Annotated in this window: 11 protein-coding genes and 2 pseudogenes; 7 read left to right on the forward strand and 6 right to left on the reverse strand. The window is 69.1% G+C overall.

All coding sequences use genetic code 11. The features are described from left to right. Window positions 1-45: 45 nt before the first annotated feature. The 5 genes from ACTWQR_RS07165 to ACTWQR_RS07185 form a co-directional block, all read right to left on the reverse strand. Window positions 46-1,527, reverse strand: coding sequence for a glycoside hydrolase family 32 protein (locus ACTWQR_RS07165; protein WP_443226102.1), 1,482 nt, complete (start codon window positions 1,525-1,527; stop codon window positions 46-48). Window positions 1,528-1,573: 46 nt separating this feature from the next. Next, window positions 1,574-2,446 (reverse strand): carbohydrate ABC transporter permease, encoded by an 873-nt coding sequence (locus ACTWQR_RS07170; protein ID WP_443226059.1) that lies wholly within the window; start codon window positions 2,444-2,446, stop codon window positions 1,574-1,576. A gap of 1 nt (window position 2,447) precedes the next feature. Then, window positions 2,448-3,374: a carbohydrate ABC transporter permease gene (locus ACTWQR_RS07175; RefSeq protein ID WP_443226060.1), complete on the reverse strand. Its 927-nt coding sequence runs from the start codon at window positions 3,372-3,374 to the stop codon at window positions 2,448-2,450. 306 nt (window positions 3,375-3,680) lie between these two features. Continuing rightward, window positions 3,681-4,985, reverse strand: a complete 1,305-nt coding sequence (locus ACTWQR_RS07180) for an extracellular solute-binding protein (protein WP_443226061.1) — start codon at window positions 4,983-4,985, stop codon at window positions 3,681-3,683. Between the two features lie 141 nt (window positions 4,986-5,126). Further along, window positions 5,127-6,161, reverse strand: coding sequence for a LacI family DNA-binding transcriptional regulator (locus ACTWQR_RS07185; RefSeq protein ID WP_443226062.1), 1,035 nt, complete (start codon window positions 6,159-6,161; stop codon window positions 5,127-5,129). A gap of 262 nt (window positions 6,162-6,423) precedes the next feature. On the opposite strand from ACTWQR_RS07185, the gene ACTWQR_RS07190 reads away from it, so the two are divergent. The 7 genes and pseudogenes from ACTWQR_RS07190 (at window position 6,424) to ACTWQR_RS07220 (ending at window position 14,171) form a co-directional block, all read left to right on the forward strand. Further along, the gene (locus ACTWQR_RS07190; protein ID WP_443226063.1) at window positions 6,424-9,351 is read left to right on the forward strand and encodes a GH32 C-terminal domain-containing protein; all 2,928 of its coding nucleotides are present in this window, start codon (window positions 6,424-6,426) and stop codon (window positions 9,349-9,351) included. Window positions 9,352-9,796: 445 nt separating this feature from the next. After that, on the forward strand, window positions 9,797-10,564 hold the full coding sequence (locus tag ACTWQR_RS07195; protein ID WP_443226064.1) for a sulfite exporter TauE/SafE family protein: 768 nt from the start codon (window positions 9,797-9,799) through the stop codon (window positions 10,562-10,564). A gap of 335 nt (window positions 10,565-10,899) precedes the next feature. Next, window positions 10,900-11,187 carry a hypothetical protein gene (locus ACTWQR_RS07200; protein WP_443226065.1) on the forward strand — a complete coding sequence of 96 codons (288 nt, stop codon included), beginning with the start codon at window positions 10,900-10,902 and terminating at the stop codon, window positions 11,185-11,187. A 103-nt stretch (window positions 11,188-11,290) separates the two neighbouring features. Continuing rightward, window positions 11,291-11,380: pseudogene (locus tag ACTWQR_RS07205) on the forward strand (IS5/IS1182 family transposase); the annotation flags it as partial. 574 nt (window positions 11,381-11,954) lie between these two features. After that, window positions 11,955-12,062, forward strand: a pseudogene (locus ACTWQR_RS07210) (IS5/IS1182 family transposase); the annotation flags it as partial. A 214-nt stretch (window positions 12,063-12,276) separates the two neighbouring features. Then, on the forward strand, window positions 12,277-12,834 hold the full coding sequence (locus ACTWQR_RS07215) for a DUF1062 domain-containing protein (protein WP_443226066.1): 558 nt from the start codon (window positions 12,277-12,279) through the stop codon (window positions 12,832-12,834). 401 nt (window positions 12,835-13,235) lie between these two features. Continuing rightward, entirely contained in the window at window positions 13,236-14,171 is a 936-nt protein-coding gene (locus ACTWQR_RS07220; protein ID WP_443226067.1) for a helix-turn-helix domain-containing protein, read from the forward strand. A gap of 189 nt (window positions 14,172-14,360) precedes the next feature. On the opposite strand, the gene ACTWQR_RS07225 is transcribed toward ACTWQR_RS07220, so the two are convergent. After that, a complete protein-coding gene (locus ACTWQR_RS07225) occupies window positions 14,361-16,115 on the reverse strand; it encodes a S8 family serine peptidase (protein ID WP_443226068.1) in 1,755 nt (584 codons plus the stop codon). Window positions 16,116-16,125 lie beyond the last annotated feature (10 nt).

Raw genomic sequence — 16,125 nt, forward strand, 5'->3', positions numbered from 1 at the left:
AGGGGCTTCGCGACGGGCGCCGCCCCCGACGGCTCATGTTCGTCATCAAGGGCTGACGAGACCGACGTTCGTGAGCGCGGATTCGGCGCGCGCGTCGGCCGCATACCGCATGGTGTACGGCCGAAGGTTCCAGGCGGCGACCGTGTAGCCGAGGCTTCCCTCGTCTCCGGCTCGGGCCTCGATCCGCCAGGGGGTGCCGCCGGTGGGGTAGAACCGCAGTGTCAGCGTCCGGCCTGACGGCAGGTAGAGCTCGGCGACGGACCGGTCCACGACCAGACGCAGTTCGATCGGGGCTGCGGACGCTGTCGTCGCCTCGGGGCAGGGGAGGCGATACGTGCCGCCGTGCGCGCGCGGGTCGAGGGAGGCGTGGTCACGGTCCACGACGAGCTCACCGGCGGCAGGGTCGATCCTGATGTCGAGGTACTCGGCGCCGTCGGCGGAGGTCACCAGCCGCAGCCCCGCTGTCGTCCCGGCGGCGCGGGGCTCCAGACGGGCCGTCAGGTCGAAGCTCGGGCCTACCGTCCCCAGCGCGGCCGTTCCGGCGGTCTCGCCGGCAGCGGTCACCGCGCGCGCGTCGCGCAGCGAGAGGAGTTCCACGGCAGGTCGCTGTCGTACGGAGCCGTCCTCGGCGAGTGTCACCTCGCGCGGCAGTGTCAGCAGCCCGGCCCAGCCGGCCTCCCGTACCCACCCCGGGTCGCGGGCCTCCCACGACCAGCCCCACAGCAGCCACCGGCCATCGGGGGCGTGCAGCAGCGCCGGGGCGTAGAAGTCGGGGCCGTGGTCGAGCAGGGCCGGGGCGTCGGCCAGGAAACGGCCGTCCTGCTCGCGCCCGGGATAGACGACGGTCCGGCGCGGTCCGAGCTGCGGATCCCAGGCGCCCAGGAGCAGCGCGCCGCGTCCGTCCGCGTGCAGGTACTGGGGGCACTCCCAGCCCAGCTCCGTGTCGGCGCCCGGCGCCACCGGCTGCGGGGCCCGGTCAAGGAACGGGCCCTCGTACTCCCAATGCTCCAGGTCCCCGGACTCGTACAGCAGTGCCGCCGCCCGGCCGTCCGCCTGGGCGGAGCCGACCAGCATGCGCCAGCGGCCGGCCTCGCGCCATACGTAGGGGTCGCGGTACATGGTCGCGCCCTCGGGCAGCTCCGGTATCAGCAGGCTGCCGCGCGGTGTCCAGGTGACACCGTTGTCCCGGGACTCGGCGGTGGTGACCGGCTGGGCCCAGCGGTCGGTGCGGAAGGCGGAGTAGAAGGCCACCATGCGGTCGCCGTCGGAGACGGCGTTGCCGGAGAAGCAGCCGTCGGCGTCCTCTCCGCCCGGCGTGGGGGTCAGTACGAGGGGAAGTTCCTGCCAGGTCAGCAGGTCGGTGCTGCGGAAGTGGCCCCAGTGCATGTTCGCGTGCTCGGGTCCGTACGGGTTGTACTGGAAGCACACGTGGTAGTGGCCGTCGTGGAAGGCCAGCCCGTTGGGGTCGTTGATCCAGTTGCGGGGCGGGCGCAGGTGCGCGACGGGCAGGTGGGGGTCTGCGGGCATGACGGACACGCAGGTGTCCTTTCGGTGTGGGGGCGAAGGAGTGCGGTCAGCCCTTGACGCCGGTGGAGGCGATGCTGTTGACGAACGATCGTTGGAAGGCCACGAACAGGGCCAGGATCGGCACGGTGATCATGGAGGAGTACGCCATGATCTGGCCCCAGCCCACGTTCAGTTGGAAGAAGTAGGAGATGCCCACCATCACCGGCCGCAGGTCCTCGCTCTGCACGACCATCAGCGGCCACAGGTAGGAGTTCCAGGCGGGCAGGAAGGTGAGGATGGCGACCGTGGCGATGGCCGGCCCGGACAGCGGCATGACGATGCGGCGGTAGATGGTGAACCAGCCCGCGCCGTCCACGATCGCCGCCTCGTCGAGTTCCTTGGGGATGCTCTGGAAGTACTGGTGGAAGAAGAAGATCGAGAACGCGTTGGCGACGAACGGCACGATCTGGACCTGGTAGGTGTCCATCCAGCCGGTGGTCCACTCCAGGTGGAAGCCGTTGAGGCGGAGCAGCGGCAGTTGGTTGACCCACCACACCAGCGGCAGGGCGAAGGTCTCGAACGGCACGATGAGGGTGGCGATGACAGCCGTCAGGACGAGCTTCCTGCCGGGCCAGCGCATCCGTGACAGGGCGAAGGCGGCCAGGCTGTTGACGATGATGCCGAGCACCACGGTGATCGACGAGATCAGCACGGAGTTCAGCAGGAACCGTGCCGCCGGGACGCGCTCGAACACGCCCGTGTAGTTGTCCAGCGACAGGGCGCCGACCGGCAGGAAGGCGCGCGGGGAGCCGAGGTCGCCGAAGATCTGGTCGTCCGCTTTGAACGACGAGACCAGCATGAAGACGAGCGGAAGCGCGAAGACCAGGGCCAGGACGACACGGCCGGTGTGACCGCCGAGGTGCTTGAGGAGGGAGGTCATGTCAGTCCTTCTCCCGGGTCAGGAAACGCTGGACGAGGGACACGGTCAGCACGAGCACGAAGAAGACCAGCGAGATCGCCGCCGCGTACGCGGTCTGCTGCTGGTCGTAGCCGGTGTGCACCGCCTGGTAGACGACGGTGGTGGTGGAGTCGAGCGGGCCGCCTTGCGTCATCACCCTGATCTGGGTGAAGAGGCTGAACGCCGCGATGGTGATGGTGACCAGCACGAACGTGCGGGTGGCGCGCAGTCCGGGCCAGGTGACGTGGCGGAAGCGGTGCCAGCGGCCGGCCCCGTCCAGGTCGGCGGCCTCGTACAGCTCGGCGGGGATGGTCTGCAGGCCGGCCAGCCAGATGATCATGTGGAAGCCGACGCCCTGCCAGACCGACATCAGGATGATGACGGGCATGGCGGTGGCGGGGTCGCCCAGCCAGTCCGGGCCGTCGACGGCTCCGAAGGTGAGCGTCGAGAGCACGTTGTTGACCAGGCCGTCCTGCCGGTAGAGGAAGGTCCACAGGAGGGACACGACGACCATCGAGGTGACGACCGGCAGGAAGTAGACGGTGCGGAAGAAGTTGACGCCGCGCACCTTCGTGTTGACCAGCAGCGCGAGCACCAGGGCGAGCCCGGCCTGGAGCGGGACGACGACGGCCGCGAAGTACGCCGTGTTGCGCAGGGACTTGTAGAAGACCGGGTCCTGGAGGAGCAGGGTGAAGTTCCGAAGGCCCACGAAGCGGGCCGGGGTGGGCGAGATGAGCCGTGCGTCGGTGAACGCCAGGGCGAAGGCGAGGGCGACCGGTACGACGAGGAAGACGATCAGCAGCACGACGGCCGGTGTGGCCATGCCGAAAGCGGTGAGACTCTCACGGCGACGGGCGTGCGTCGTTCGGGTTCGCCGGACCGGACGCAGCCGCGCGAGGGCTGCGATCATGGTGGTCACGGTAACTCCAGGGGGAGACGGTCCGGTTCAGGCGGCGCGGCTGAGCAGGTCTGGCGAAGTCCGCTGCGGTTCGGCAGCGCCCCGAAGGGACGCGGGGCCGTGACACATGCGGCTCTGGCGCGATGGGCGTCCCCCCGCTCTTGGGGGTCCGCCCGCTCGAGCGAAGCCGAGAGTGGGGGAGAAGCCGAGAGTGGGGAGCGACCAGCCACGATGGTGCCGCAGCCAATCGACGGCATATCGCGGCAGTTCAGCGGAGCGCTTGGGCGCGGTCGGGGGCCCGAACCGGACCGGGGCGGGTCAGCCTGAGTAGTGGTTGTTCGTCTTCAGGTTGTTGTCGATGTCCTTCGCGGCCTGGCCGAGCGCGCTCTTGGGGTCGGCCCCGGCCAGGATGTCCTGGGCGGCCTTCTGGAATTCGGTGGAGATGTAGGGGTAGGCCGGAGTGACGGGGCGCACCACCGCGTACTTGCGCGCGAACTGGACGAGTACGTTGAACTTCCCGCCTGGCTGGTAGTCCTCGACCTGCTTGGCGGCGGCGTCGGTGGCCGGGATGGTGCTGGTGGCCTCGGCGTAGTCGACGAAGTACTTGGTCTGGCGGGAGAACTTCAGCCACGCCTGCGCGCCGGCCTTGTTGGAGCAGGTGGAGCTCATTGCCCACTGCCAGGAGGCGCCGCCGATCTTGGGTCCGTGACCGAAGTCGACCGGCGGGATGATCGCCAGGTCCTCGCCGAGCTTCTCGGCGTTCTTGGCCGCGTTCCAGCTGCCGTCCCACTGGATGGCGCTCTTGCCGCCCAGGAAGTCCTTGTTCGGGTCGGCTCCGGACTTCTTCGACAGGTAGCCCTTGGTCACCAGCGAGCGGAACCAGGATGCCCACTCCACGGAGCTCGTGCCGTCGAGGGTGCCCGAGGTGGTCTTGTAGCCGTCACGGTCGATCAGATCGCCGCCGAAGCTCTGCAGCTGCGGGGAGTAGGCATAAGGCCACCACTCGCCGCTGCCGCCGGTGCCCATCTCCAGCGGGTACTGGAACTGGCCACTCTTCTTCAGCTTGGCCAGCGCGGAGTCGAATTCGGCCTTCGTCCAGGGTTTGTCGATGGTCGGGATGCGGATGTCGTACTTGTTCAGCACTGACTTGCGGGCGAAGAAGGTGAGGGAGACGTCGTAGAAGCCGAACGCGTAGACCTTGTCCTTGTAGCGGCCGACGGTACTGGCCAGCTGGTCGGACAGCGGTACCTCGCTGCCGGAGACGTCGATCGGGGACAAATAGCCGCCCCAGGCCCAGTTCGGCACGTTGGGGCCGTCCACGTCGAGCAGGCAGGGCAGCTTGCGGGCCGAAGCCGCTGCCACGACGGAGTTGTTGTAGTCGCTCTGCGGGAACGCCTGGAGCTTGACCTTGTACTTGCTCTGAGAGCCGTTGAACTCCTTGATGATCTTCTTGACGACGTCGAGCTCGGCCGAGTTGCCGGCGTTGTGCGTCCACAGCGTCAGCGTGTCGCCGCTGGCTCCGGACGTGCTGCCGCCGCTTCCGGACGCGCATCCGGCGACCAGCGCGGTAGCCGCCGCGACGGCTACACTCGCACTGGCGAGGTGCCTGGTTCTCCACACCACGAGGTTCCTCCATCTCACTGAGACGGGTCTTGCAGGACCCGCCTTGCGACCGGTTGCGACGGTCGCTGTTCTTGGTGGTCGTCCCGCCGCCCGGGGATCTTCGCTCCGAGCGGCGGGACAGCCGTTTTTCGGGTGCCGGTGTCAGCCCTTGGCGGGGGTGCCGATGGAGGCACGTTCCTGCAGCGGCATGGGCACACGGTGTACGACTGCTTCGAGCGGCCCCTCGCTGAGGATCAACTCCACGGCAAGGTGGCCGAGTTGGTAGTGCGGCAGTTTCAGCGTGGTCAGCGCCGGGCGCAGTTGGGACGCGATGTCCTGATCGTCGAAGGAGACCACCGACACGTCGCCGGGCACCGACAGACCCGCCTCACCGAGCGCCTGGTAGGCCCCGAAGGAGAGACGGTCGGTCAGGCACACCAGCGCCCGTGGACGATGGCCCGCCGCCAGCAGCGCGGCAACCTCCCGGTAGCCGTCGCGCGTATCCCAGTCGCACTCGACGACACCGTCCAGGCGAGCCCCGCCCGCCCGCAGAACCTCCTCCAGGCCGCGCATGCGCTCGTTGCCGGCGACAATCCCCTCGGGCGTGGCCGGAACGGCCTGGTGGCCGCCGATCGACCAGATGCCCTCGGTGCGGCCGGCCGCGAGCAGGGCACGGGCCGCGTCCCGGCCGGCCTCCAGCTCGTCCGGGACGACTGACGGCGCATCGAAGCCGGGGGCCAGGCAGTTCAGCAGGACCACCCGGTGCCCGTACAGCTCCTTGGGCGGAGTGACGTACCGGGTGAACATCGACGCGTAGATCACCGCATCGACCTGGCGGTCCAGCAGTGCGTGGACCAGCGACGACTCGGCGGCGCGGTCCCCGCCGGCCTCCGTGATGAACAGCAGGTGGTCCCGTTCCCTGGCAGCCTCCAGTGCGCCGCGGATCACATCGCCGGCGAACGGTGTCGTGGTGATCCGGTCCGACACGAACCCGATGGTCTGGGTCGACTTCGTCCGCAGGCTGCGTGCGGTGACGTTGGGGCGGTAGCCCAGCTCGCGGGCGGCCTCCAGCACGCGTTCGCGGGAGGCGTCGGAGATGCGCATGTCGGTGCGGCCGGAGAGAGCGAACGACGCGGTCGTCGGCGAGACGCCCGCCCTGCGGGCCACGTCGGCCATGGTCACGCGGCGTTCAGGCATCAGCTGCTCAGCTCCGTTGTTAAATCGGATTAGCAAGATGCGATGAGAGTGATGCGCTCTTCGGCCGGTGTCAATATCCCGGACACCTCAAATGAAAAGTAGTGCCATTATCGGACGTTATGTCCGAACTTCAAGTAACGCCTGGGTAAATCGGCTCGCGTTAGCCCTTGCTTTAGCTGACACGGCGCGCGAACGATACCGAGCCACCGGTTAAAACGATTTGGCACGGCGTCAGCCTGCCACGCCGACCCAGGAGTCAGCCATGAGGAGAAGAACGGCCCTCAGCGTCGTGTCCGCCGTCGTCGGCGGTGCGATCGTCCCGTTCTCGTTTGCTCCCGTCGCCACCGCCCGGGAGCGGCGTCCGCCTGGAAGCCCCTCCGCCCGCTGGGACTTCGACGAGCACGCCGGCACGGTCACCCGCGAGGCGGTCTCGGGCACCGCCGACCCCATCGACTACGTCTTCAACGACGCCCGCTACAAGCGCGACAGCGATCCCGTACGGCGCCGCGGGGTGCGCGGCCGGGCGCTGTACTTCGATGGCTACTCGACGGTCGTCACCGCCCAGGGTCCTGGCAAACTCGACCCCACCCGCGGCATCACCCTCGACGTGTGGATCGCGCCCTACGCGTACGAACACGGCATCGACGGCAAGCCCCAGGCCCTGGTCAACCAGCACGACCCGGACGCGAAGACCGGATTCCTGCTCGGCCTGCGCCGCTTCGGCCAGATCGTCTTCCAACTCGGCTTCGGGACCGACCTGATCGAGGTCGAGGGAGCCCCGGACCAGCCGGCCGCCAAGGGCAGATGGACCCATGTCGCGGCCACCTACGACCCGGCCGCCCGGCAACTGCGCCTCTACCGCGACGGCCGGCTGATCGGCACCGCCACCGCCCCGGACAAGGCCCTCGAACTGGCCTCGGGCGAGCCCCTGCTCATCGGGCGGCACAACCGATCCACGCTGCTGAACGGCGAGTTCCACGCAAACATGTACATGGGGTTGATGGACAGTGTCGTGATCCGCCCGGGCACCCTGGACGATCCGACGGCGCGGCAGGAGCACGCCGAGAGCCTCGCGGCGCTCACCGGCCGGCGCGTTCCCCGGCCGGACCTGCTCCAGCAGCGGACCCGATTCGACGGCGACCGGCACCGCCCCCAGTTCCACATGCTGCCGCCCTGGCACTGGATGAACGAGCCGCACGCGCCCGTGTACTTCAAGGGCAAGTACCACATCTTCTACCAGCACGATCCGCTCGGCCCCTACTGGGGCCAGATCCACTGGGGCCACGCGGTCAGCACCGACATGGTGCACTGGCGAGACCTCCCCATCGCCCTCGCGCCCGCCGCGGACTCGGTGGGGCCGGACGGCTGCTGGTCAGGTTCGGCATACGTCGACGGCGACCGGGGGCCGGTGCTCTTCTTCACCGGCGGCGACGACCGGCTGCCCCACCGCCAGCGCACCGGCATCGCGGTCTCCGCCTACCCGACCGACGGAGAGACGGACTTGCTCACCTGGACGATGAAGTCCGAGCCGGTCACCGAAGCGCCAGCAGGTCTCCCGGCCGGCCCGGGCACCGCGTGGGCGGAGAACTTCCGCGATCCCTTCGTATGGGAGGAAGACGGCGTCTGGTACCAGCTGGTCGGCAGCGGCATCGTCGACTACAACGGCACGCAGATCGCCCGGAAACACGGCGGAACCGCACTCGTCTACACCGCACGCGGGCCCGAGGGACCGTGGAAGTACAGAGGCCCGTTGCACTGGAACGACCTCGCCACACAGCCCGAGCCCGGCGAGGTCTGGGAACTGCCGGTCCTCCTCCCGCTCCCCGGCCCCCGGGGCGCGCACACGGGCAAGCACATCCTGCTGATAAGTCCCTGGTGGGAGGCGTTCAACCCGAACGCCGTCAAGCACACGTACTACTGGATCGGCACCTTCGACAAGCGCGACTGCCGCTTCCAGCCCGACCGCGAGAAGCCCCGCGAGTTCGACTTCGGCGAGCACTTCACCGGCCCCTCCGGCTTCGTCACCCCCGACGGCCGGTCCGTGCTCTTCAGCATCACCCAGGACCGCCGGAGTGAACAGCAACACGCCCAGTCCGGCTGGGCGCACAACGCCGGGATGCCCATCGGCGTCTCACTGCGCAAGGACAACACCCTCGGCGTCGAACCGATCGCCGAGGCAGCCGGCCTCCGCGGCAAGAGGCTCGCCCGGATCCGGCAGGCCTCCGTCGAGGAAGCGAACCGGAGGCTCGCCGAGGTCTCCGGCGACCTGCTGGACATCAGCGCCGTCATCGAGCCGCGCGGCGCACAAAGGATCACCCTGGCAGTCAGGGCCTGCGCCGACGGCACCGAGGAAACACTGCTCTCCTACGACACCGCCGAGCGCCGCTTCTGGATCGATCGCAGCCGCTCCAGCCTCGACCCGGACGTACGCAAGACCGTGCACGGGGGAGCCGTCGAGCTGGACGGCGGGCGACTGCGACTGAGGGTCCTGCTCGACCGCTCAATGCTCGAGGCGTATGTCAACGGGACCAACAGCCTCACCAGCCGCGTCTATCCCACCAGGCAGGACGCCACCGGCCTGCGGCTGACCTCCAAGGGAGGCGCCGCCCGGGTCCTGGAACTGGACGTCTGGCGGATGAACGGCGCCTACGACACCCCCGTCGCCCCGGCCGCATACGATCCGCCGCGCCCGACAGACGTCGACGCCCTTCCCAACCACGACTTCGCCACCGGCGACCTCACCGGATGGACCGTGGTCTCGGGCACGGCCTTCAGCGACGCCAATGTGACCACCCGCACAGACTGGGGCTGGGGCGGACCCTTCTACCAGGCCGAGACCGAGGACGACCCGTCCGGCCACCACCTGTGGGGCTTCAACCCCGACCGGGGCGACGATGCCACGGGCGTGCTGCGTTCCGGCACCGTGGCCCTCGGCGGAGACGGCGTAGTCGATCTGCTCGTGTCCGGCGGCAACGACCTCGACCGGCTCTACGCGGCTGTCGTCCGCGCCGGCGACGGCAAGGTACTCGCCAAGGCGACCGGCCGCGGTGCCGAACAATACCGCCGCGTCTCCATCGACCTGTCCGCCCACATCGGCGAACGGATCTACATCGAAGTCGTCGACCAGGCAACGGGCGGCTGGGGCCACATCAACGTCGACGACGTCAACGTGCCCGTCCGCAGGGAGTAATTACCACCGCAGCCGGACGACGCCCTGCCGCGCTCACCGAACCGATGACCGCGCTTCCCGGCGATGCGCTGGTACACATGTCAGAATCTTTGCCGCACCGGCGAATGCCGAGGCGGCTCAACCTGCCGAAACTCTGTGGTTCACGGGAGTCAGCCCGAGCCGCTCGCGACACTGCCGTCAGCCAACTGTTCGGGCTGTGCCCGCGAGCGGAGCGGGGATGGTTCGGCGAGTGCCGAAGCGTTTCGCGTCTAGCGTCGGCTCCATGAGCACCTTGCCGGACGCCGGACGCCGGACGCCGGACGCCGGACGCCGCAAAGCAGGGCCGGTGCCGACCGCAGCAAGTGTCACCGCCGTGTTGGGGTGTCGGCCGGGTGCTGCTACCGCTGCGCGGCATGAGCCGCTCGGCCGACCACGGGGGCAGGGACGTTGCACGGAGGGGCGTTGCATGACACTGGGGGAGGCTCTCGCCGTATTCGCCGCCGGCGTGAGCGCCGGCGGCATCAATACCGTGGTCGGCTCCGGGACGCTGATCACTTTTCCCGTTCTGCTCGCCACCGGCCTGCCACCTGTCACCGCGACGGTCTCCAACGCACTCGGCATGATCCCCGGCTCCGTCAGCGGGGCCTTCGGCTACCGAAAGGAACTCGGCGGACAGGGCCGGCGCATCCTGAAGCTGAGCGTCGGCGCGCTGCTGGGCGGCTTCACAGGGGCCACGCTCCTGCTCGCGCTGCCCGCGGCGGCGTTCGAGAGGATCGTGCCGGCCGTGCTGAGTCTTGCCCTCGTCCTGGTCGCACTTCAGCCCCTGATCAGCAAGATCGTGCGCGGCCGCCGCGGAGCGACCGGCGACTTGGCCCGCCGCGACGGTGGCCCGCTGCTGTTCACCGGCCTGACACTCGCCAGCGTCTACGGAGGCTACTTTGCCGCCGCGCAGGGAATCATCTACATGTCCCTGATGGGGATGCTCCTGGACGAGACTCTGCAACGCCTCAATGCCGTCAAGAATGTTCTCGTCGCCGTCGTCAACGCAATCGCCGCGGTCTTCTTCCTCTTCGTCGCGGACTTCGACTGGACAGCCGTTGTGATGATCGCGTTCGGTTCCATGCTCGGCGGCCAGATCGGAGCCAAAGTGGGCCGTCGCTTCAGCCCCGCAACCCTGCGGGCCCTCATCGTGACGATCGGCTCCGTCTCCATCGTTCAGTTGCTACGGCGCTGACGTACCACCTACTGTCCCTCGCCCCGAACGGGACATGGACGCGGTCCTCGCCGGACTCTCCACTCCCCTGGCACTCCGGCGTCGTCGAAGGCCATGTCAACCGCGGCAAGCTGCTCAAGCGTCAGATGATCGGCCATGCCGGATTCCAACTGCTCCGCAAGCGGGTTCTCCTCGCTCAGTAGGTGCCTGTGAAGGGTTCGTGTCCGATACTCGTCACCGCCCTGCGCACCGTGGTCGTCGTCGCCTACATTGAGGTCTGACCCGCCCCGATCGCGCACTGGCACTCGCAGCGCGGCGGACGGCATGATGTCGATCCAGAGCCCGAGGGGGTAGCCATGAGATCGCGCCTGCAGTGGATCCACGGCCGCGGGGAACATGTCATCGTCGAACGCAAACAGACGTACACGGCCGAGATCTTCGTCAAATTCCTTGTCCTGGTCGGCCTGCTGTATATGCCGGTTCTCATCTTCCACTGGGGTGAGTGGCTCCCATTCGCCGGAGCCGGCATCTACCTGCTCTGGGAACTCGGCCGCATCAACAGCGCACTCGGCGAGCTGGCCGACCTCTGGAACGATCAGTACCAGCAGCGGCAGGAGTCGGCTCGAAGCGACTCCCTCCAGTGACGCATCCGGTCGGCGACTGCATGACGATTCCGCCGCTGACCCAGTCATTGGCCTCCGGAGGGCTGCCGGCTGTTTCGACGCCTGCGGCATTCAGGAGACGACTGCTGGTGTGATCACACCAGGGCAGTGGGGCAACGCACCGCAGCTCATTCCAGTCGTGGACGGCATCCGCGTCGCCCGCCTGGGCGGCGGGCATTCCTTTCAATAGGCTCACGTCTTTCCTTGGGTATCCCTGGTGATTCGTCATCCGCCGGCGTCATGCCGTGCGTCGGGTGCCCGTGTCGGGTCGCAGGTGAGTACCTGAGTCGAATGGCGCCGCCCGTGGCCTCACCCACCAGACCAAGACCGTCACCGACCGCACCACCGGTGCCATGGCCATCCGCACGGTGATCGACACACTCGAAGCGGGCGCGGTCATCACACCCGCACAGAAGACCAGCCGGGACCGGTCCAAGACCGGACCCACCCGGCACCGCACCACACGTCCGACGCCCAGGCAACGCCGGACACCCTCCCCCACCAGGCCCACGGGTCCGGCGGGCCAGCGTCCGGAGGGACACGCTCACACGGACCGCAGACGGCTGCCCCGCGCAGCCCACCGGCACCAGGGCGTGACGACGATCAGCACACCCACCAACCGGCATCGGCCACGAGGAGCAGCACTGGGCGCAGGGTTCCACCTGCACGCCCACGCCACCCCTCCACGATGGGCAGAACCCGCGCCAGACACTACGTCTTGCACGGGATCGCCTAGCTGATGAGAGACGCTCAAGAACTTCCGGGCCGTGGCCACGAGGTATGACAAGCGGGCCTACGCCTTCCATAGCACCGGCACCGTCACCGTCGCCGCGATCTGGCTCTGGCTTCGCCCATGATCCGCCGAATGGAACCTGGCGGTGAGGCGCACGAAAACCCGTTGATCAACGCCGCCGTTCGGCCTTACCGTGCTGCCGAGACAAGTCGCCCAGGCAAGGACGTGCCGTTGTACACCCTGTGAGACCTCCCGAGAGCTGATGTGTCGCGCGTCGCGCATGTGCTGCGCCGCGCTCCTTTTTGCTGCGGACTTCTCACTGAAACCGGTGTGCTTCTGTGCTCAATAGCTGGGTGGTCATGCCCACCTGCCTGCCGACCGTTCTCCGTCGTTGCCACGCGTGCGCGTCCGCGGGCTTCCGGGCAAACGGTAAATTTCGCGTCAACGCAAACCACAAGGTCCTCGACGCCTGGCTCCTCGCGCTCTGTACCGCTTGCGGGGACACGGCAAAGCTCACGGTCCTGGAGCGGATGAACGTGCGCTCCGTACGACCTGAACTGTTGGACCGGATGCATGACAACGACCCTGGCCTGGCAGCTGAGCTGCTCCAGGATCCGGTCGTGCGGCGCCGCAATCGCATCGCCCTCGACTGGGACAACGCCTGGCGACTCGACACCGACGGATCGGATCACCTGGACCGCGAGGTGAGCGATGTGATCGATGTATCGGTCCGCTTTGCGGCCCGGATCCCTGTCCGGCCGGTGCGCCTGATCGCTGAGGGTTGCGGTCTTTCGCGGGCCGAGATCGAGCGACTGATCACGGAGGGGAAGCTCGTTTCGTCAGTCCGGCTGACCGGCAAGCCCTCCGGCGACTTCACCTTCACGCTCAAGCGCTGAGCCCTCCTCGGGACCACGGGCCTGTCCGGCATGATCCGCCGGACAGGCCCCGAGCCGGGCTTTGGACCGGGCGGGCCGGGCGCCTACCGGTAGTGCGTTGGAGAGTCTGATGCCCGGCCACATCAGTCACGTACGTGGCCTGGGGGCTCATCACACCGATGCTCCGACCGGGCCCAAGCCAAGCCCGGGTAGCGGCCCGCGCGGGCCGCTACCCGGGCTCGGGCTCAGGCGTACGGCTCACCAGCCGGGCCGCTTCTCCAATGGGCAGATGACTCTCGAAGTCGCGTACATCGGCTCGGTACCCCCAGCATCCCTGCCGGGGCCGGAGAGCGGATGGTAGGAGTGTCCCGCCCACCCTCGGCACTCGTGCGGGCCCCGGCCCCGGGTCTAGCCTCGAGGCCATGGACATCGACACGGCGAACCTGCTCGGGCAGTTCCTGCGGGCCCGCCGCGAGCTGCTCCGGCCCGAGGACCTCGGCATGCCGGCCGGGGCCCGGCGGCGCGTGGCGGGACTGCGCCGCGAGGAGGTCGCGCAGCTCGCAGGCGTGAGCACGGACTACTACGTACGGCTGGAGCAGGGTCGCGAACGCCACCCCTCGGCGCAGGTGGTCGACGCCCTGGCCCGAGCACTGGCGTTGGAGGAGGACGCGGCCGCGCACCTGCACCGGCTCGCCCGCCCGTCCCCCGACAGGCGACGCCGGCCTGCTCGGCGGGAGCAGGTCAGCCCCCACCTGCTGCGCATGATGACGGCCTGGCCGCACACCCCCGCCGTGGTCATGGACCACTGCCTGACCGTGCTGGCCGCCAACGCCCTCGGCAAGGCCCTGTTCGACGGCCACGCATACAGCGGTGACCTGGTCCGGCTCGTGTTCCTCGACCCGGACGCGCGCGACTTCTACCCCGACTGGGACCGGGTGGCGGTCAACACCGTCGCCGGGCTGCGTGCCGCCGTCGGCACCGACTACGACGACTCCCGGCTCATCGAGGTGGTCGGGGAGCTGTCGGTCAAGAGCGAGGCCTTCCGCCGGTTGTGGGCCCGCCACGACATCCGCCAGAAGACCCACGAGACCAAACGCTTCCGCCACCCCCTGGTCGGCGAACTGACGCTGCACTACGAGTCGTTGACCGTGAACAGCGCTCCCGGCCAGCAGCTCGTGGTCTACCAGGCCGACCCGGGCAGCCCGTCCGAGGAGGCACTGTCCCTGTTGGGCAGCCTCACCGCCGACGCCGCCGCCGTCGACGCGGACCCGCGCCGCCCGTCGAGGGCCAGGCCCATTCCGCAGGCGCCACAGGCGCCGGCACACCACCAGCCGCCGCCACACCCGCCCGAGTACTGATCCGTTACTGATCTCTGTGATGTCGCGTACGTGCTCTCGTAGCTGCGCCTTCGCGGGCGCGGCGACATGACGCGTCGGGGTCGGCGCCGTTGAAGCGGGCGGCCGGCCGAACGGCGCCCGTCCCTTCAGGGGCGGGCGCCGCTCGGAGATACCGCTGGTGGACGTGGCCTGGCTGTGACCCAACCGGTCCTAACCGGCCATGGACGAGACGTAGGGGGACAGGGCCGGGGCGAGGTGTACCCCTGGGGCCAGGCCCAGGGCGACGAGAGCGTCCGGCAGGCCGCGGCCGACGCGCGCGGCTTCCACGGTGCCCGGGGCGGCCAGTTGGCGGCAGCTGGCGGAGATGATGTTGAAGAGGTGCTGCACCCGGCTCGCTCCGCGGGGCAGCAACTGGCCGTGGAAGTCCTCGTGGTGGGCCAGCACGAGGGCGGCAAGACCCGCGACATGGGCCGAGGCCGTGCCGGTGCCGTCGAGTGCGGTGTATCCGCCCTGCGCCGAGCACGACAGGACTGCCACGCCGGGAGCGACCGCGTCGACCCCCGGTCCGTAGCAGCTGAACGGGGAGGCGAACAGCCCTTCCGGTGTCAGCTGCGGGCCCACATGGGTGGCCTGGGATGTGTCCTGTGGGTACGAGCCGAAGGCTCCGAGCGCGCCCACAGCGAACACGGTCGGGAGCGAGCCGGGGAAGGCGACCGGTCCGCCTGTGTCGCCCGCCGGGGCGACGCAGGCGATGCCCGCGGCGCTGGCATCGGCGAGCTTGCGGGAGACCAGCGCCGACGCGTACGGGGCCGCCACCTCGATGTGGGCGATGTCGACCTCGTGGTCGATGCAGTGGTCCAGAGCGGCGATCAGGTCGCTGAAGCAGCCGCCGGGCTGCACCTGACAGATCTCGAGCTCGGCGTCGACCGCGATGCCGATGACGCCCTTGCCGGTGTCCGCCCCGGCGATGATGCCCGCCGCGTGGGTGCCGGTGCCCGCCTTGTCCTGGGCCCACCCCTCTTCCGTACCACGGACGAGATCGACCCCGGAGCGCGCCCGTTGTTTCAGATCGGGGTGCTCAGAGGCGACACCTGAACCGATGACCGCGATCTTGATGCCGAAGGCGCGGAACGTGGGAGGCAGCCGGTCCAGCCGCATGGCCTGCTGGCCCCAGCCGTACCGCTGCCTCTCGTCCAGCCCCGGGTACACCTTGGCCAGCGGGGTGAGGGTGACCAGATTCTCCTGGGTCGCCGACAGGTCGGGACGGCTGATCCAGCGGTCCGCATAGTCGCCCGCGGGCCGGACGTACAGGGACTGAACAGACTCCGCGGTCTCCGTGACCAGCGTGACGGTGACCGTCCCGTCGGCACGGGTGATGCCCTGGCCCGGCCATGACGACCCGATCAGGTACACCGCCGCGCCGGCGAGCGGTTCGTCGTCCGGGCCGCAGACGCGCAGCGAGATCTCCACGGGCTCATCGAGCGGCGCGACCAGCGCCGGATCGCGCAGCGGCACGATCCCCGCGGTCGGTGTGGCAGCGGGCCCGGTTCCGGACAGCGGCAGGTCCGGCTCGATGTGCACGTGCAGCGACCGCATCGCCGGCACCTGGGCCTCCGCCGCCTCCACGACCGCGATTTCCGGGCAGGAAGTATGCAACCCGCCCGACTGGAGCTTCTCCGACGGCTGGAGCCTGCGGGTCACTTTGACCTCGGGCATGCGCTGCAGCCGGTCGCACACGGCGTCCATGCTGAGTTCGGGTACTCCTGGCGGGAGCAGATGCTGCGGCAGCGGTGTCACCATGTACCGCTCCCGGCGCGGCTGCACAGCGAGCGGCGTCGGCGCGCCCGTCTCGCGTGGCACTGCTCGTCTGCCCTCAGGCGGGGAGCCACCAGCGCCCTCGCCCTCGGATCCGCTCGCGCGGCTGTTTCCGGGCTTTTCCTTGACCATCACGTCCACCTTCACCACGCCTACGTCG

Source organism: Streptomyces sp. 2A115 (assembly GCF_052245575.1).
Classification (GTDB): domain Bacteria; phylum Actinomycetota; class Actinomycetes; order Streptomycetales; family Streptomycetaceae; genus Streptomyces.